Annotated in this window: 18 protein-coding genes and 2 pseudogenes; 16 read left to right on the forward strand and 4 right to left on the reverse strand. The window is 53.7% G+C overall.

From position 1 onward, the window contains the following. The first annotated feature begins 1 nt into the window (after position 1). The 6 genes and pseudogenes from ACW9HW_RS04350 (at position 2) to umuC (ending at position 5,395) form a co-directional block, all read left to right on the forward strand. On the forward strand, positions 2-1,000 hold the full coding sequence (locus tag ACW9HW_RS04350) for a hypothetical protein (RefSeq protein WP_457398582.1): 999 nt from the start codon (positions 2-4) through the stop codon (positions 998-1,000). After that, positions 997-1,326: an STAS-like domain-containing protein gene (locus ACW9HW_RS04355; protein ID WP_457398585.1), complete on the forward strand. Its 330-nt coding sequence runs from the start codon at positions 997-999 to the stop codon at positions 1,324-1,326. Before ACW9HW_RS04350 ends, ACW9HW_RS04355 begins: the two co-directional genes overlap by 4 nt. 1 nt (position 1,327) lies before the next feature. Further along, positions 1,328-1,786, forward strand: a complete 459-nt coding sequence (locus ACW9HW_RS04360; protein ID WP_457398588.1) for a hypothetical protein — start codon at positions 1,328-1,330, stop codon at positions 1,784-1,786. 189 nt (positions 1,787-1,975) lie between these two features. Further along, positions 1,976-2,212 (forward strand): annotated as a pseudogene (locus tag ACW9HW_RS04365) (lysis protein); the annotation flags it as partial. A gap of 150 nt (positions 2,213-2,362) precedes the next feature. Beyond that, positions 2,363-3,157 carry a DNA adenine methylase gene (locus tag ACW9HW_RS04370; RefSeq protein ID WP_457398590.1) on the forward strand — a complete coding sequence of 265 codons (795 nt, stop codon included), beginning with the start codon at positions 2,363-2,365 and terminating at the stop codon, positions 3,155-3,157. Positions 3,158-4,118: 961 nt separating this feature from the next. Next, a pseudogene (umuC, locus tag ACW9HW_RS04375) lies at positions 4,119-5,395 on the forward strand (translesion error-prone DNA polymerase V subunit UmuC). A 26-nt stretch (positions 5,396-5,421) separates the two neighbouring features. Here the strand turns inward: umuC and ACW9HW_RS04380 are convergent. The 4 genes from ACW9HW_RS04380 to ACW9HW_RS04395 form a co-directional block, all read right to left on the reverse strand. Beyond that, positions 5,422-7,836 (reverse strand): hypothetical protein, encoded by a 2,415-nt coding sequence (locus ACW9HW_RS04380; RefSeq protein ID WP_457398593.1) that lies wholly within the window; start codon positions 7,834-7,836, stop codon positions 5,422-5,424. Beyond that, positions 7,836-8,762 (reverse strand): PIN domain-containing protein, encoded by a 927-nt coding sequence (locus ACW9HW_RS04385; RefSeq protein ID WP_457398595.1) that lies wholly within the window; start codon positions 8,760-8,762, stop codon positions 7,836-7,838. The genes ACW9HW_RS04380 and ACW9HW_RS04385 overlap by 1 nt, the downstream gene beginning before the upstream one ends. Before the next feature lie 579 nt (positions 8,763-9,341). Continuing rightward, on the reverse strand, positions 9,342-9,467 hold the full coding sequence (locus ACW9HW_RS04390; RefSeq protein WP_457398598.1) for a hypothetical protein: 126 nt from the start codon (positions 9,465-9,467) through the stop codon (positions 9,342-9,344). 87 nt (positions 9,468-9,554) lie between these two features. Next, complete coding sequence (locus ACW9HW_RS04395; protein WP_457398600.1) at positions 9,555-9,890, reverse strand: hypothetical protein; 336 nt, start codon at positions 9,888-9,890, stop codon at positions 9,555-9,557. 135 nt (positions 9,891-10,025) lie between these two features. Here ACW9HW_RS04395 and ACW9HW_RS04400 point away from each other — a divergent pair, with 135 nt between their 5' ends. The 10 genes from ACW9HW_RS04400 (at position 10,026) to ACW9HW_RS04445 (ending at position 17,919) form a co-directional block, all read left to right on the forward strand. After that, positions 10,026-10,799: a hypothetical protein gene (locus tag ACW9HW_RS04400; RefSeq protein ID WP_457398604.1), complete on the forward strand. Its 774-nt coding sequence runs from the start codon at positions 10,026-10,028 to the stop codon at positions 10,797-10,799. A 528-nt stretch (positions 10,800-11,327) separates the two neighbouring features. Then, positions 11,328-12,062, forward strand: coding sequence for a LexA family transcriptional regulator (locus ACW9HW_RS04405; protein ID WP_457398665.1), 735 nt, complete (start codon positions 11,328-11,330; stop codon positions 12,060-12,062). A gap of 526 nt (positions 12,063-12,588) precedes the next feature. Next, entirely contained in the window at positions 12,589-12,939 is a 351-nt protein-coding gene (locus tag ACW9HW_RS04410; RefSeq protein WP_095197064.1) for a phage holin family protein, read from the forward strand. A 29-nt stretch (positions 12,940-12,968) separates the two neighbouring features. Further along, entirely contained in the window at positions 12,969-13,493 is a 525-nt protein-coding gene (locus tag ACW9HW_RS04415) for a hypothetical protein (protein ID WP_457398607.1), read from the forward strand. Between the two features lie 3 nt (positions 13,494-13,496). Then, complete coding sequence (locus ACW9HW_RS04420; protein ID WP_457398610.1) at positions 13,497-14,108, forward strand: phage baseplate assembly protein V; 612 nt, start codon at positions 13,497-13,499, stop codon at positions 14,106-14,108. A 12-nt stretch (positions 14,109-14,120) separates the two neighbouring features. Further along, on the forward strand, positions 14,121-14,453 hold the full coding sequence (locus tag ACW9HW_RS04425; RefSeq protein ID WP_095197061.1) for a phage baseplate protein: 333 nt from the start codon (positions 14,121-14,123) through the stop codon (positions 14,451-14,453). Then, the gene (locus ACW9HW_RS04430) at positions 14,450-15,445 is read left to right on the forward strand and encodes a baseplate J/gp47 family protein (RefSeq protein WP_457398613.1); all 996 of its coding nucleotides are present in this window, start codon (positions 14,450-14,452) and stop codon (positions 15,443-15,445) included. Before ACW9HW_RS04425 ends, ACW9HW_RS04430 begins: the two co-directional genes overlap by 4 nt. Further along, complete coding sequence (locus ACW9HW_RS04435; RefSeq protein ID WP_457398616.1) at positions 15,442-16,077, forward strand: phage tail protein I; 636 nt, start codon at positions 15,442-15,444, stop codon at positions 16,075-16,077. Before ACW9HW_RS04430 ends, ACW9HW_RS04435 begins: the two co-directional genes overlap by 4 nt. Then, a complete protein-coding gene (locus ACW9HW_RS04440) occupies positions 16,078-17,493 on the forward strand; it encodes a phage tail-collar fiber domain-containing protein (protein WP_457398619.1) in 1,416 nt (471 codons plus the stop codon). It begins immediately after the preceding gene. Further along, the gene (locus tag ACW9HW_RS04445) at positions 17,494-17,919 is read left to right on the forward strand and encodes a phage tail assembly chaperone (protein WP_457398622.1); all 426 of its coding nucleotides are present in this window, start codon (positions 17,494-17,496) and stop codon (positions 17,917-17,919) included. The last annotated feature ends 74 nt before the right edge of the window (positions 17,920-17,993 follow it).

Here is a 17,993-nt window from a genome sequence, read left to right on the forward strand (position 1 = left end):
GATGAGTGCTCTAAAGCGGACCTTTCGGGAACTAAATTCAGTGATTGTCGTTAAGGATAGTAAGCAAATAAAGCGGGGGGCGGGTACGCCGACAGATCGCGTGCAGGTGAAAGCTCCTGAAATTTTATGCTTGTATCGTGAAGAGTATCACGATGAGACGCTCGCCTTTTTAGACGAGATCGACACTTGCGTATTTAACCGATTGCTGTACGTCGAGTTGGATTTTAGCGAAGTTGTGCATATTACAGCTGCCGCTGCATTAGTGTTGTTTGCGAAAATTACTCGTTGCCAATCTTGTCTCCCGCTCGGAGTTTTCCGTTTCCCTGATCGAATTATTTCAATTGTACCTCCGGCGTCAAAAGAGGCTAAAGCTAAGTTTGTTGCTACCGGGTTGTGGTCTGCCATAAAACCCGGAGGACAAAAAAAACTTGAGCGTCTTTGGGCTGACTGGGGTAATCCATATAAAACGGGTAATGATCCTTCTAGTCAGTTTGAGGATGTTATTGGGCATCTGAGACAGGGCTTTGGTGTTCTTCCTAAAAGAATTGTTGGTGCTATACAAGAATCTTATTTGAATATAGCGCATCACGCTTATGAGTCTTTTAAAGAAGATCCTGGCTTCAATGATTTTATGGTCGGCCGGTGGTGGCAGTACGCGAGCATAAGTAAAATCACTGGAAAGATGGTGATAATTATATACGATATGGGGGCTGGGATTCCGGCCACTATTCGGTCAATTCAGCGCGGCGTTAGCGATTGCTCTAGTATTCAGTATGCAATGAAACCTGGTGTAACAAGGTTTAATGTGCAAGGTCGTGGAAAAGGTTTTAGTGATATTAAGCGTCCAATTGACAGTAACGCCTCTGCTGAGTATCTACTTGTATATAGTGGGAAGGGAGAGGTGGTTTACAAGAGTGGGCAGATCTTGAAAGAATACACCCATGCTCATAGTATAGGTGGTACTCTTCTGGAGTGGGCTTTTACAGGGGAAGGATCATGAACATTGTCACAATAGATATGAAAAGTTTTTCTAGAGCACCTTTTGGTCGATATTCTGATGATGGAACCGGCAATGGTGAGGCATTCAGGAAAAAATTTCTCCTTCAGCCGTTCTCTGATCCAACAGTAGATAGAGTGGTCGTTAAGTTGGACTCTGTTACGCCTGGTTATGAATACGGTTCTTCTTTTTTGGAGGAGGCTTTTGGTGGATTGGTTCGTGTTGAAAAGTTGAATAGTGAAGAAGTTTTGCGAAAGCTTCAGGTTGAAACAAAAAATACGGACTATATCATGGAGATAAAGTCCTATATTTTAGAGGCGGATGTTTGATATGGCTTTGTTCATCAGCATAATTTCGCCTTTTTTGGTGGTGGGTGGATGGTTTTTTGTTTATCGGAATTCAAATCGAATCGCTACGCGGGCTGAGGCCTATGCATTGGTGGCGAAAGCAGTAGATAAGGTTTTAGGGATAGATAAGCGGTGTGTTGATTATTGGCTTGCTGATAAATCCACTCGTGAAAGTGACAAGGTATGGGTGGCTGGGACGCTGTCGGAAATACATGGCGTTAGGACTCTGCTGGAGCTGCTGGAGCGTTATCACGGTTTTACTGAAAAGGATATGCTGCTGATGAGGCTTAGAATGGCCTCAACATTGAACGCTGAAGCCATAGAAAGTCTTTCTGAGGATGCTGTTTTGTTGCAAAGAAATAAACAGACCGAGGCTTTAAACTATTCCTTGCATAATTTGTATGGGTACTATCGTAGCGCTCATGACTCAGTTGCTCGATGAGTTTGAGATGCTGCTGTAAATGCGTTCTAGTTCTTTTGGTGATTCGTCCTCCATCCACTTTGCATAGACGTCTACAAGCATGGTGAAGTCCTTATGCCCCATCTGCTTGGCAATGAAGGCCAAATTCCCCCGCGCTGTCAGGCACCGGCAGGCGTAGGTATGTCGGGTCTGGTATGGTCGCTGCGGCCGGATCGCCTTGCCACTGCTGATCTGCGGTTGTCAGTCCTCCTCGCCCAGGATTCAACCGCTGGCTGCTCAGTGTCAGCCGGTACCGGCGCCGGCGGCATGGTTCATGGAGGAACACGCGCCCAACTTGACCCAGCGCATGCTCAACGAATTATCGGCATCACCGATGCCGGCGACCAAGGATTGATCGCTTTAGCGGCCTGCCAGGCCTATGTCAAAACCGTTTCAACACCGAAGTGAAAAAGAGCGACCGGGTTGGATGCGTCAACATCCCATCCGGCCGCCGTCCCCGCAGACTGTCCCTGCAAGTCCAGCCAAGGCTCTTACTTCGTGCACGAAGCGCGGCGAGCCTAGAGCCTGTTTATATATACAGTAAAGGTCTTGCTCTCTATGTCCACACCTATCATCCCTTGGATGGGCGGCAAACGCCGCCTAGCCGACCGCCTCATTCCACTTTTTCCGCCACATGAATGCTACGTCGAAGTCTTTGCCGGCGGTGCCGCGCTTTGCTTCATGCGACCCCAGGCCGTGCCGGTTGAAGTAATCAATGACATCAACGGCGACCTGGTCACGCTATACCGCGTCGTGCAGAACCACCTCGAAGATTTCGTGCGCCAATTCAAATGGGCGCTCAGCTCACGCCAGGTGTTCGAATGGCAGAAGATGACCCGCCCCGAAACCCTTACCGACATCCAGCGCGCCGCCCGATTCTTCTACCTGCAGCACCATGCCTTCGCCGGCAAGGTCACCGCGCAGACGTTCGGTACCGCGACCACCGGCCCGGCCATCAACCTGCTGCGGATCGAGGAAAACCTCTCGGCCGCCTGGCAGCGCCTGTCCGGCACCTACGTCGAAAATCTCCCCTGGCTTGAATGCGCTGAACGTTACGACCGTGTCCACACCTTTCACTACATGGATCCGCCGTACTGGCAGACCGCGGGCTACGGTGTGGACTTCCCGTTCGAAAACTACGAACTGATAGCTGACTTCATGCGCCGTTGCAGAGGCAAGGTCATGATCAGCATCAACGATCATCCTGACATCCGTCGGGTATTCGCAGGCTTTCACTTCGAAGCGCTGGATATTCGCTATAGCAACACCAATCAGCGTCAAGGAAAGGCGCAAGTGAGCGGTGAACTGGTGATTATGAACTGGAAACCAGAGACTTTCGGAGGCCTATTTTAGTTAAAAGGATGGCCGCCGAAGTATAAATTCAAGATCAGGGTGATGAGATCGATAGTCTTGATGTATGCAATAACCCAAAGATCATGGTTCATGTTTTTTTCTCAAGAAAGTACATCGCCGCTGGGAGGGCGGTGCTTGGTTGTAGGTGTGTGAATCTGTTGCTAACAGTACGGCTAGATAAATAATTGCGTCAATAAAGAAATCAGGTTTTCTCTGAAATTATTTTTCAGACGCCCGTAGATGTTTCATCGGTATAGATGGCTTGTGGTGCCTGTAAGCCTTGTAAATAAAGGCTTTTGTGCTGGTTTTTTGACCTTGGGAAAGCGGCTGGGTGGTCCGGTTTTTTATAAACTCCAATCTTGGGAAGTGATAGTTTAGATAATCTTGGAAAACCCAAGGTGGAATCCAAAATTCGGAAATGAGTTTGGAAAACAATCGTGGAAACCTAAGGTGAAATCCAAAGTTAGGAAATGACTATGGAAAACAACCGTGGAAACATAAGGTGAAATCCAAAGTTAGGAAATGACTTTGGAAAGCAACCGTGGAAACCTAAGGTGAAACCCAAAGTTAGGAAAAGACTTTGGAAAGCAACCGTGGAAACCTAAGGTGAAACCCAAAATTAGGAAATGACTTTGGAAAGCAACCGTGGAAACCTAAACCGTCGTGTTCGGTCGGTACCTGCTCGGCAGGTGGGGCTGACCGACCGCAGTGGACAGGATTGGTAACTGATCTCTGTGTCGGATAGGTGGGGCTGCTTTTTCGGCTCTCCATCGTCCGCCCATCAGATTTTTCCTACAAAAAAATTAACCGAAAGACATTCTGAAAGTTAACTGTATATTCGTACAGTGTAGAAAGTCGTGCGTCATGAGCTTTTCAGTATTAGGGCCTATTGCTCAAGGGGGGCTGTTGGAAAGCGACGAGCTGTCGATCTGGGGTGTTATCACTGGCAGCGTGCGTAGCCATGTCTGGGTCGATGCCAGTTTTCGGTCTAATCGATTGCAACAGCTTTTATGCCAGTTGCGAGCGGGTGTTCCGTCCGGACTTAACCAAGGTGCCAATCGTAGTTCTCTCGAACAACGACGGTTGCGTCATCGCTCGCAGCTATGACGCGAAACCTTTCGTGAAAATGGGCGAGCCCTATTTCCAGATAAAGAACAAACTCGGCAGCATGGCATTGTCGCCTTCTCGTCAAACTATGCCCTCTACGGCGATATGAGCGAACGGGTAATGACGTTGATTGAGTCAATGGTGCCGGCGGTTGAGGTGTACAGCATCGATGAGGCTTTTGCCAACCTGACCGGTATTGAAGGGCTCGACGTACTCGGCCGACAGATTCGCAGCCAGGTGTTGCGATGCACTGGTATCCCCGTAGGCGTTGGCATTGCCCCCACCAAGACCTTGGCCAAATTGGCTAACCACACGGCTAAGCGGTTGCAAGCCCAGACCGGCGGTGTCGTGAATATTTGCGATCAAGTTAAACGCGACTGGGTCCTTCGCAACACCGATGTGGGTGAAGTGTGGGGCGTGGGTAGGCGCATGAAAACGCACTTTAACGGATTGGGCATCAAGTCAGCCATGGACCTGGCTAAGGCGGATGCTTGGTCATTGCGTAAGCACTTCAGCGTTGTGATCGAGAAGACGGCTCGGGAACTGGCCGGCACACCGTGTCTGGATCTTGATGAGCCAGACCCGCCGAAACAGGAGATATGTTGCAGCCGAATGTTCGGCATGAGGCTGAAGGAGCTTCAATCCATCAAAGAGGCTGTAGCTGCTTACATGATGCGCGCCTCGGAAAAGCTCAGAGCTCAAAATTCTCTGTGTAAGAAAATCAGGGTCAGTATCCGCACCGGCATGTTCAATCCAGAGGAATCCAAATACGCCAACGGTGTAGTGGTAGACCTACCATATCCAACAGATGATGTGCGTCTACTGACTAGGGCGGCCGTCGACGCCCTTGATCGAGTTTTCCGACCCGGATTCGCCTACAGCAAAGCGGAGGTGCTGCTCCTGAATCTCTGCCAGCCAGGCGAGTACACGGATGATCTATTCGCCACATCGCAACCAGCTTCAGCCAGCAAGGTGATGGCAGTGCTGGATCAGATCAAAGACCGTTGGAGCAGAGGCACACTCCGTGCAGCTAGCGTACCAAGCCATCCGGAATGGGCCATGCGGCGCGAAATGATGGGCCAGAGTTTCACTACTAATATCAATCAATTATGGATGGTGCACTGCAAGTAGTATTTTTCAGTGCACAATTTCGCAACTTAACTCTCATCCTTGTCAACACCGTACTGATATTTGCGAAGGGCCAAATTTTGATCAGTGCGCTGCCGCTCTAGTGCGATTAGACTCTGCAATCTTCCTATAAGCCATTCTGCAAATATTCGAACACGCTCGTCGCCGTCATTAACCCAGCTAGATAGTTTTAGTACCTTGCTCTCATAAGCCTCAACCAGACCGTACTCGCCCCGCACGATACCAGTGGACTCAAATGCTGCTGCAACTTCATTCCAAGTTCTAGAGCGTTCCGGCACTGTTTTAATAATTGCCTTGCAGATATTTTGAATTTTAGGCGAGCCGTCGTATGTGCGCAGAATACCGAGGACGAACTCAATATCAAGTTCGTCTCCGCTCTCGATGTACTTGAGCAGCAGAGTTTCGAGCGGGTCATTAAACTCAGGGAATGCCGAATTGATGATTCGTGCTCCGCGGTAGCTGAACATGGTGCTGGATTCCGCGTCGAAGTCACGTCGCAGGGCTGCTAGTAACGCCTCAGGAACCCGCGCTAGAATTTCGTTCAGCTTATTGAGTTGGTAGGGGATAGCCTCAAATCGGTCAGCTTCATTCTTGCCGGTTTGACGGGTTCGCTTTTCTAACGCCCTGGCATGATGTAACCGGCCTACTAAGAAGTCGAGAACAGCCTGTACGTCGTGCTTCGCAATTTCATATAGTAGGTTTTCAGCTTGGTAATTCAGTTCCGGCAGCAGCGTCAGAGTGGCAAGCAGCTCCAATCGCTCGTCTGCCTCCATCATATCTATTAGTGCTAGAAGATCCCGATTCAGCCAGATGTTGTTGGCCCAGCTAGCATCATCACGCTTGGACATTTCACGCAACGACCGCATGAAGATGGCTTTCGAGTCTGAAGCGCCTGCTACAAAGAGGTTTGCGGCGACGCTCATAGCTTGTACGAGAGCGTCTCGGTCATCGAGTTCAGTAGCGCGTTCGACCACTGATGCAAGCACGTCCAATCGCGAAGTTCCAACTTGATACAGTGATCTCGCAATAGAAGCCAGGTTTCGCCCATTCACAACCCAGCATTTCACGAGCGATTCGACATCGGACTGATTCGCATTGGCCCAAAGCCCATTCAATAGAGCTATGAGGAATGGTTTCATGAGCTCTTCGTGATTGGACAAAAGGTCCAGAGCGAATCGTGGGTGATTTTCGCCGATGGACTTCAGGAAATCGTAATAAATCGGGAACGTAGCTAGATCGTTTGATCTTGTACGTGAGAAATTGAGGATCCTGTTAAACCATGTGGTGTAACTAGTGTCATCGATTTCCTCAAGGTATATGCGAGCAGCTTCACGACGCTTGTTGTCACTATAATCCCACGCTGCTTCGGAGCGGCTTAAGTCTTCCCATTTACCGAAGATGCCTTCGAAGCCGATGAGTTGCTTGTAAATCTGATACTCGGCGTGCGCATCCACAGCATCGCGTATTTCCAATGCTTTGTTTTTAGTCGCCGGGGTCGCTCCATGAAAATAGATCCAATAGCTTTGGTGCTCGATTTTTTGAATCAGTGGCAGTGCCTCAGTCGCCACAAGTTTACGCATAAACTCCAACACAACGATCGCGTCCCGCTCGAACATGGCGGACGTTTCTTCATCGCTAGTTGGGGTCTCTCGTCGTGTGGCAGAGACAAGGGTTTGGAGCGCATGCTGTCTATGTTCAACAGACGTGTCTAAACTGTACATCCGCTTCGCTAAAATGATGGCTTCGGATCGCAAGGTGGCAATGCCACCGCCACTACCTATCGAGCCTCTACGGATGGTGACACTATCATATGACCAAGAGTGTCCTTCCATACTTGGCGATAGCACAGTGCTAAGCACTCGGAGAATGATGTTTGCGTTGGCTAGCAATTCATCATTTTGAAGTCCAACAAAGTAAGCAACCATACGAGCCTGCGGTTCAGCCCCCAGGGCTCGGTCGCCATAAAATACATCTAGATCGAACGTGGCAAGTGCCTCAAGCACTCCCTCAGCCTTGGCTTTGACATCCTTATCAGAGGCTCGCGCTATCTCCAATAGGAAGCTCACGACCTGCTCAGTATGTAAAAAGCGAAGATTTCCTACGACGTCGATTGTTTCGCGAAGCAGACTGTCATTGGAACGGTAGCGATGCCGGGCACTGCTGATGGGAGCACCACTTTCGGTCAGAGCTCTGTTCGGTAAAGATCGTACGAACGTTTCCAGCAGCGGTAACGTTGCCATATGAAATCGAGGGACCAACACTGAAAGCGTTTTCAATGCATCTGATAGTTCATCGTAGTCGTTACTGTTTTGGAAGATGCCCTCGATGCGGCTGAACTCTTCGCTCAGGCGTTGATCCACCGCCGCCGATTTGATGTCCACCAGTTTCGAAAGTGCGGTCAAGCGCACGTCAAGTTGGCTCATCAGACTATCCTCAAAAGCACATTGGTCACTGCATCTGTTTCCGCCGCTTGTTGGGCGAGAGCACGGTTCGTCGGTAGGAAGTGCGTGCCGGTGTCGGTGAGTCTGCCGGACAGCACCATCGTACGGGCTTCATGCTCAGCAATTTCGGCATTCAGTCCTGCCTTTGATACTGCTGCGAGTAGATCGACCTTGGAGGGAGTCTTAAGTGCCTCGATCAGGCCCAGCACGATAACATCCATCTCCTTGAAGTCTGGACTGCGGAGTTGATCGAGAGGGACGTTTTGTTCCTCGACGGCTGGCTGTTGAATGGAGATCACAGCGGTAGATCGTTCGATGTCATCGAGCAATGCCTGGACGTCCCTGTAAACCTTAAAGCCTTCTGCCTGAAAGGCCCCGGCGAGTTTGCCATCGCCGACCAAAGCACAATGCAACCCTTTTCTAGGTTTAATCTCAATCCCTGCCTCAAGAATCCACGAGTCCGGTATATCCTTACGCCTGGCTTCTCGAGCTTCTCTCGGGTTGAACGGTGGTTCTACATTGAAGTATCTGCCCCAAGCCTTGGCAGCGTGCTCCATCGAAATCTCAATAACCTCGATTTTGTAGCTAGCCACAAACCGTGTGAAAGCCACCTTCGAACTGCGGTCCACATCTTCTGTATCCCATAATTCCAGATGAGGTTCAGCAAGACCCTCCACTATCATGCCAAGCATGCCGCGTCGTATTTTGTCAAATCTCGTTTTTATTTCATCGACAAGCTTCCTATGCTCCGCAAGCTTTGCGGTTCGCTCCTCCTCCATGACAATCTGCGGGATATAGATCTTGAGCTTGCCCATTTGCGACTGGCGGAGAAGTAGCTCGAAATCGGGACTCTGGAAATGCAGTTGGCGCAGCATGCTCGTGTCGATGACGAGGTGAAATACATCCATGATTGACGAGCCTTGAGATTGACTCGTTCAAGAAGATCACAGATTTAGGCTTTGGTAAAAGCAGAGATGAATCAATTTTTGAATGCGACAGTGGTTTTGCATAGGTGGTAGAAATTCAGGGTATCTCCGAAGCCGCTACTTTCCGCAGGTGGTATGCGGTTAAGAATGGGGTCGACCGATAGAGCGTGCGATGATTCGGAAAAAAGCGGGTCTAGGCGTTGGTGTCTGTTCAGTTGTTCGGAGTCTGATGAAAATAGAAAACAGACACCTTAACAGACACCTTAACAGACACCTAGTTGAAGCGGGGTAGGCTGGAGGCCTTGAAAATAGTGGAGCGGGTGAAGGGAATCGAACCCTCGTTATCAGCTTGGGAAGCTGGCCCAGTCTGGCTATGCGTCGGCCGATCTCGCGTAATGGAGTCTAGCTTCGCCCTTCTGGTAATTCCCCCGATCTCTGTGGAGAGTCGGGGGAACTATTTGACAGGGCACATTATGGGCGATGCAGATTATGCCTGTGCGGCGCGCCCCAACGCTTTCGCCGCTGCCGCCCTTAGCACATTCGGCTTCAGACCATCGTTCATCATTTTTGCCAGAGACGAGCGCGCCTAAGGGCCTCCCGCATAGCCCAAGCCCTCTGCGGCGGCTGCGCGAACACACCATCGTTCATCAGGTCGATCAACTCGTTGATTGCCGCTTTAATTTCCATGTAGTTCCATTCCTTAGTACAACCCTGCGCACCATTGCCCAGGTTTTTTCTGAACTGATCAGCTTGCATTCTTCCCGGCTAGGAACTTTACGGTTTGAGGCGGGCGGGGCGAGAGTCCTTAAGATTTTTGAACTCTGCATAGACCCACGCCCGAACCTTCTCGGCGCCCTGTGTCGTTGATGGCAATTTTTCGTGGATCATCCATTCGATGATAAGAAGGTCATTGAGGGAGTACTTATTGTCCGTCCACTTGATTGAGTTGATCATGTCTACAACTTCGTACTCCTCATACCTGCTGAGACGCTTGGCATCCTCCTTCGTTTTGTTCGGATCGTCTCCGGGGACGGCTTTCTTGCTGTAGTCAGTGTAATAAAGTTGGCTTGCTTTGATCTTGAGCAGCTTTTCGTCGTCTTTGGTGGTCATTGCTATGATTGCCATTGGCGCCTCGGATTGAGGCTTACACTTACCTTGGGGTTGAGTGATGGCATTTCAACATGCTGGGTGGGGAATTCGCGTGTTAGGTCGGCTAGGCGACCGCAAAAATTCCATGGGGCAAAAATGGGGCAAATCGCACGCCAGCCAATGCCATTTATGCCAAATGAGCTACTTGTCAAAAAAAGCCCAGCAGCCCTTTATTCTCAGGGTTGTAGGGCTTTTTGCCCCGCTAGAACTCCAACACAATCAGGTTGTGGGGGATATAGGGGAAGCTTCCATTTTTCTGGCTTGGAGGCCGAGCGCATGTGGTGGCAGTCTGTATTTGATTACGCGAAACAGGCTTGGGAGGGGATGGTCGTTGCTGGTGTTATTGGTTACGTTGTCGCGTCGTTGAAGCCGATCTCGACCATAGTAAAAGCCGTCATGGACCACCGAAAAGGGAAAGGCCGGGTCAAGGCTGAAGGAATGCTGTTGCCTGACTTTCAGAACCGTCAAGAAGATGCTCGCCGCGTTTCCCGGGGCGGCTATATGGGGAATCTGCTAATCGAATGTCTCGAGGTCAAAGTCCGGAATATTGGCGCGGTACCTGCCTTTGTTGAGGACGTATGGTTGACTGACTCTGATGGTTCCGTCTATTGGGCCTATAAAATTTCAACGTGGAGCAATTTTCTGGTTCGTCTTGGTGAGGAAGCACCTGCAGAAATTCCGCCAGGATCTAATCATGCGTTTCTCGTCCGCGTTCCTTTCGAAAAGGACGTCAACGAGCTGCTCGAGTGGAGCGTTTCATTCAACAATGGCATTCTGTGGAAAGTCAGACTCAAAACTTTTCGGCAGCGATTGCCATCTTGGGTACCATTCAGCAGTCGCTGTGATCACTCAAGGTTAGGGCAAAATTAGGGCAAATCGGAGGCCGCTATAGGCCGCGCAAGGCGTATGCGCGACGCGGATTCTCCCGGTTATTGCGGCGTACAGCGGTATGCGGTGCTAGGCGCTCGGGTTCGAATCCCTATCCATGTATCGAGCGAGTGCAATGCATGGAAAATCTATGGGGCAAAAATGGGGCAAATCGCACGCCAACCAATGCCATTTAATGCCAATTGAACAGTAGCATCCATATGTCAAGAAAGCCCTACAGCCCTTTATTTACGGGGCTGTAGGGCTTTTTTGCATTAGTACTCCAGTACAATTGGCGTGTGGCTGGACAGGTCGGAAACGGCTTTATTCATTAGGGGTCGGAAAACTCGTTGAAAGGTGTGGGGCAAAGGTGGGGCATCGGCCCGGCTTTTCCGCGATGGGCGCAAGATTAACATGGGCGGTCTGCCGGACGCAGGCATGAACGCCGCGTGGTTCATTCCTGCCTGTTTATGCACTGGTAATGCAAATATGCATTTGTCTTCTGCGAAAAGAACAAGCACTATGCGCGTTATGCAAAAACGCAATGTTTCTACCGTCTTAAGAGCGCTGCTCGATCAGCACGGGATCTCCCCCACGGAGCTTCACCGTCGCACCGGCGTGCCTCAATCCACTCTCTCGCGGATCCTCAGCGGGAAGATCGTCGATCCTTCGGATAAACACATTTCGAAGATCGCCGGGTACTTCGCCGTGAGCACCGACCAGTTGCGCGGCCGCGCGGAAGTCGCGCCGGCGGCCAGTGGCGGGCGCGATCAATTGCATTCGGAACTCAAGGACATAAGTCTGTGGGACGACGATACGCCCGTCGATGACGACGAGGTGTCGGTCCCCTTTCTTCGCGAGGTTGAATTGGCTGCGGGATCGGGAAGGTTCGTCATCGAAGAGAGCGAGCGCTCTAGCCTGCGCTTCGGTAAGCGCAGTTTGCGCCATAACGGCGTGCAGTTCGACCAGGCCAAGTGCGTGACCGTGCGTGGCAACAGCATGTTGCCGGTGTTGCGCGACGGCGCCACGGTCGGGGTCAATGCCGGCAAATGCGGGATTGGCGACATCATCGATGGCGACCTCTATGCAATCAACCACAATGGCCAGTTACGGGTGAAACAGCTTTATCGTCTGCCTACCGGTATTCGTCTGCGCAGCTTCAACCGTGATGAGCATCCGGACGAGGACTACAGCTTCCAGGAAATGCAGGAAGAGCAAATCGTCATCCTCGGTCACGTCTTCTGGTGGGGCATGTACGCCCGCTAACCTCACAACTGTCAGATAAAACCCGCCATCACGCGGGTTTTTTTTCGCCTGTCAAAAGCCGCCAGCGCCTGTGATTACGGATGGTCCATGCGCTTGTGCATTTCTATCGCATAAATAAATGCATTTGTGCATTGACTGTATATGCATCCATGCATATTCTTTGTCTCAAGCCGCTCAACAAAGCGGTTCGAAACGAAGCTCTTTAGTTCCACCAAAAAAGGCAGCGATGAACCGGCCTCAACGGTTCAGAGGGTTGGCAACTGGCCCGGGTGTGCAGCGTAAAGCACCAGAAGCAGTTATCCGGCGGGCAGGGGCCGCGGTCGGAGGAACAACCTGAATGGACCCGTACCGCGCCAGTAGCGCCGAAAGGTCGACTTTACTTCTCGCCTTTGGGCGAAGGCGAAAGACCGCATTACTGAAAAGCCTGATGCGAGTCGGGCTTTTTGGAATGCCTGCCTTACATCAATCACTCACTCAACAGACAACGTCTGAACCCCACACATCAATCACCCCCAGGAGGCGTGACATGACAAACGAGCAACAAGCGTTGCTGGACATGCCGATCTGGCTCGTCATCGTCCTCGCCCTGGTGGGCGGGGTGTCCGGCGAAATGTGGCGAGCCGACAAGGACGGCGCCCGAGGCTGGTCATTACTGCGCCGGTTGGCGTTGCGCTCCGGCGCCTGCATGGTCTGCGGCGTCTCGGCCATCTTGCTGTTGTACGCCGCCGGTGTGTCGATCTGGGCCGCGGGCGCCTTTGGTTGTCTCACGGCGATGGCCGGAGCGGACGTGGCCATCGGGCTTTATGAGCGCTGGGCAGCGAAGCGGATCGGGGTATGCGAAGTGCCGCCCCGTGATTCTCGCCCCGACCAACAGTGAATCCTTCGACGCATGAACAGGAAGTTTTTATGCCCACCGTCATCGAAAAACCTTCGCAGCTGTTCACGGCCATTGCCGCGACGTTGCGCAACTCACCACTCGGGCTCAGCGTCGGGAGTCGTGAAGACTTCACCGATGTCGGCGACCAGCCCTGGGTATTGATCACCCTTGAACGTGATGCCGCGGATTGTCGTGCCCGTGATGGACGAATCGCGCATGTGCTGACGGTTTCCTTGCAAGCCGTGGTGCGCCCCGAGTCAGAAAACCCAAGCCTTGCAGCCTGCGATCTGGCCGGTGCGCTCAAGGACCTGGTCATGGATAACCGGTGGGGGCTGCCGGGCGATCAATGTGATTTGCCGACCCGCCTTGACGCCATTCCCTCGTTATTGATCGAGGGCACGCAGGAGTTCTCTGCCTGGACCCTGTCCTTCACCCAAACGCTGTACTTCGGTCCACCGCTGCTGGACGACCCGTTGGGCATCCCGAAATTCGCCCGGACCTGGGAGGTCTCGGACATCGACGACCCGGACCAATACACCGAACTGGAGGGCTGAGCCATGTTTGATGCGCTTATAAGTCTGCAGCTTGGCCCGATCATCGAGCGTCTGGCCGAGATGGAGGCCGAGCTGGAGGACCTGTACCGACGCACTGACAGCATCTGTCGAATCGGCGTGTGCCAGGAGGTCGATGCTGCCGGCAATACGTGCCGGGTCAGCCACGGTGAATTGCTGACGCCGGCCATCCGCTTTTTCAATCCCAGTGCCGGGGCGCAAAGCGAGTCGCGGATTCCCTCCGTGGGTGAGCAATGCCTATTGCTCAACCATGGCGGCGGTGAGGGCAGCGCGCAATCTGTTGCGCTGTTCGGGCTTAACGGTCATCAGTTTCCCCCGCCCTCGACCCAGGCTTCGCTGACGCGTCGCGTCTATCGGGACGGCGCTGAAAGTGGTTACGACGATGCCAGTCATGCCCTGCACTGGAACAACGGCCCGGCGGCGTTCAACGGCAATCGCGAAGCGCTCGAACTGAGCATCGGCCCGGCGCGACTGGCGATGAGCCCCGAGGTTATCGAACTGCAACTGGGCGCGGTCGGCTTGCGACTCGACGCGTCCGGTGTGCACCTGAGCGGCCCGTTGGTGGATCACCAGGGTCGCGTGATCAGCAGCGCATAAAAGAGTTTTCCCATGATTGGAATCGATAGAAACACCGGCGCGACGGTCGACGACTGGCCGCAATTTGTGCAGCGCGCGACCCGGGCACTGACCACCCCCCAAGGCACACGCCAAAAACGTCCCTTGTATGGCTGCGCCATCCCGGATCTGTTGGGGCAGAACCTCGGCGACGATTTGCTGATCCTGGCCCAGAGCCACGCCGCACAGGCGTTCTACAACAGCCAGAACGGCATCAGCGATTTCCAGCCGCAAGTCATTGTTGCCAGTCGACAGGGCGCGGGGTTGCTCCTGCGCTTCGCTGGCACCTGGAAAAACCGTAATCAGACGTTCGAGGTGGTGACATGAGCATGTTGATACCGGGCCAGAACCAGTTGGCCGAGCCGACGATCGTCACGGTCGACGCGTTCGAAGATCTGCTGGCCGAGTTCAAGACCTTTGTCGTCGAATATGTCGGCGCCCGCGCTCCGCAGAGCGCGGCCAAACTGAAGGTCAGCCTGGAAAACGAAAGCGAATTGCTGACCCTGGCCCTCGAAGCGTTTTGTGTGCGCCTGCAGCTGCATGAACGCAAGTACAACGCCCGCATCAAGCAGATGTTGGCGTGGTGGGCGACGGGCAGTAACCTCGATGCCCGTCTGGCGGACATGGGGCTTGAGCGTCAGTTGCTCGACCCCGGTGATCCGGCAGCGTTCCCGCCCATTGCGCCGGTGCATGAGAGCGACGACGACGCGCGATTGCGCTACTACCTGGCCCCCCATGCGCCAGCCGCCGGGTCACGCATGCAGTATCGACGCGAGGTGTTCACCCTCGGCGAGCGTCCGGTGGTGAAGGTGGAGTCCGCTGCGCCAGGCGAGGTGACGGTCACTTACACCTTCGATCCCGATGGTCACGCCGCGCAGGTCAAGGATGGCAACGGACGGCGCACAGCCCCCGGTGAAGTGAGAGTCACCGTGTTGTCACGGGAAGGCGATGGCACGGTTTCCGAGGAATTGCTCGACGGGGTGCGCCAGCATTTCGACCGACCGGATGTGCGGCCTGAAACGGATCGGGTCACGGTGCAGGGTGCCGACATCAAGCGCTACAAGATCCGGGTGCTCGCCAGGATCAACGCAGGCCCCGACTCGGGACTGACGAAAGTTGCCGCAGAGCAGCAATTGCAAGCCTATGCCGACAGCTGTCATCGCCTCGAGGGGCGGGTTGACCCGAGCTGGATCGACTACACGCTGCACAGCGCCGGCGCGGTTCAGCTTGAAATTCTCGAACCGCTTGAGCCGATCGTGACGACGGCCTTCGAGGCACCTTATTGCACCGACATCGAGGTGGAGGTACTCACGCTATGAGTGACCCAAAACCTCACCCGAGCCTGTTGCCGGCCAACAGTTCGGCACTGGAAAAAGCCCTCGATCTGGCGTTCGGCACTTTGCTTGATCGTATTGCACCGCCGTTTCCCGAGCTGATGAACCCCACCGCCACGCCCTCGGCGTTTCTGCCCTATCTCGCGGCGGATCGGGGTGTCAGCGAGTGGAGCAGCGATGCCGCCGAAGCGGAAAAGCGCTTGACCGTCGAATTCGCCTGGCCCACGGCACGCCGGGCCGGCACACGGCAGGCGCTGGAAAATGCGGCCAAGGGTTTGCGCCTGAGGCCAGAAGTGCGGGCCTGGTACGAGCAGACACCACCGGGCCAGCCCTACAGTTTCTCCGTCAGGGCTTTCACCGAACAGCCTTACAGCGAAGAAATCGATGCCCGTCTCGACCGGCGTCTGGCGGATGCCAAAAGCGAACGCGACACCTTGTCGGTGTCTGTCGGCTTGAGTGCGTTTGGCAATCACGTGATTGGCGCGGCGACGGTATGCGGCGAGCTAACCACGGTTTATCCCGTTGTCATCGAAGGACTGGAAACGTCAGGCGAGGCCTTCATGGCCGCCGGACTCTACAGCATCGAAACATCCACTATTTATCCTCAGGGGGCCTGAATGGCTGACTATTACACCCTGCTCACGAATGCAGGGATTGCCTACGAAACTGCCTGCAAGGCGGCGGGCGTACCGATCAAACTGTCGCAGATTTCGGTCGGTGACGGCGGTGGCACGGCCTACAACCCGGCGGCGACCGCCACGGCGCTCAAGCGCGAAGTATGGCGCGGGCCGCTCAACGCACTGTTCCAGGACGAGAAGAATCCGAGCTGGTTGCTGGCTGAAGTCACGATTCCACCCGACGTCGGCGGCTGGTACGTGCGCGAGGCCGGGCTCTGGACGGACACCGGGGTCTTGTATGCCATCGTCAAATACCCGGAGTCGTTCAAACCGGTTTTGGCGACTTCCGGCTCGGGGAAAGAGTTCTATATTCGCTCGATTTTCGAGACCAGCAATGCGGCGTTGGTGACCTTGTTGATTGATGACACGGTGGTCAAGGCGACGCGGGCGTGGGTGATCGATTACGTTGCCAATGAGTTGACAAAACTCGATGGCAAGCCGTCCGCGAGGGCGGCCACGACGGGGCCGATTGTCCTGAGTGGCGCGCAGACCGTTGACTCGGTTGCAGTCGTCGCAGGCGACCGCGTGCTAGTAGGGTTTCAGGCGGCTGCGAAGGATAACGGGATTTACATCGTATCGAATGGTGCATGGCTCAGGGCGTTAGATGCTGACAGTAGTGCCAAGGTAACGCCGGGGATGTATGTCTCGGTAGAGGAGGGGGCAGTCAATGGTGACAGTGTTTGGTTGCTGGTCACGAATGGCCCGATTGTCCTGGGAACAACAGCACTGACATTCGAAATGATTGGTGGCCGTCCGAATCTATCATCGGGTAGTTATCGAAGCGTTACCGTCGACAAATACGGGCGAGTCGTCGCTGGTACAAATCCCACTACTCTCGTCGGCTACGGAATCGATATTGCTACCCAGGGCGAAGCCGAAGCGCAATCTGGCCAAGACAACGCCAAACCCATGACAGCCTTGCGGGTCTTTCAAGCGATCGCCAAACGTGTTGTTCAGGCAACGGAGACCGTTAAGGGCATCGCCAATATTGCGACTCAGGCGCAGGTGAACGCGGGCTCTGGTGATGACGTCATTGTGACGCCGGCTAAATTGCGCATCGGTTTTGCCGTGAATTTCAGTTCCAGCGGTTATGTCGTGTTTCCGACCTGGCTTGGTAGTTTGATAGTTCAGTGGACGAGCTCAGCAGCGATTACTCCGGGCGCGGCAGGTGCTGCTTATTGGCCTATTGCGTTTCCTAATGGCTGTATTTGGGCGATCGCTTCACCATTAGCCAACGCTGGAAATGCCAACGCCGGCAATGTCGTGGCGGGTGGTGTGTCGGCATACGCTGTGAACTTGTACAACTGGGGAAGCGCGATTAGCTCGCCGTCCCGCATTCTTGCCATCGGAGTTTGAATGATGAAGCGCTTTTACAGCCAGACTACGGGCGTCAGTTATCTGGAGGGCATTCACCGGGTTATGCCGGCTGATGCTAGGGAAATCACCGAGGCTCGTTATCTGGAAATCATCGGCAATCCGGTCCCGGATAAGGTTCGCAGTCATGATGCTGATGGGTTGCCGATACTGATCGACCCGCCTCCGGAGGATCTGGAAGCGCAGGAAAGAGCCTGGCGCAACTGCGAAATCCAGCGGGTGCAATGGATCCGTGACCGTCATCGAGACGAGCAGGAATTGAGCCGGCCGACTTCGATCACCCCGGAGCAATTTGCGCAGTTGTTGCACTACATGCAGGCCCTGCGCGATTGGCCGGAGCAACCCGACTTTCCAGCCAAGCAGTTCCGCCCGGAGCAGCCCGGTTGGATCGCCGGACAAATCGAATAAACGCCCCGCACCACCGGGGCGTTTTCTTTTCCGCCAAACAAACACGCAACACCCAACAGCCCCTTACCCAAGGG

Source organism: Pseudomonas sp. SDO5532_S415, from assembly GCF_054071155.1.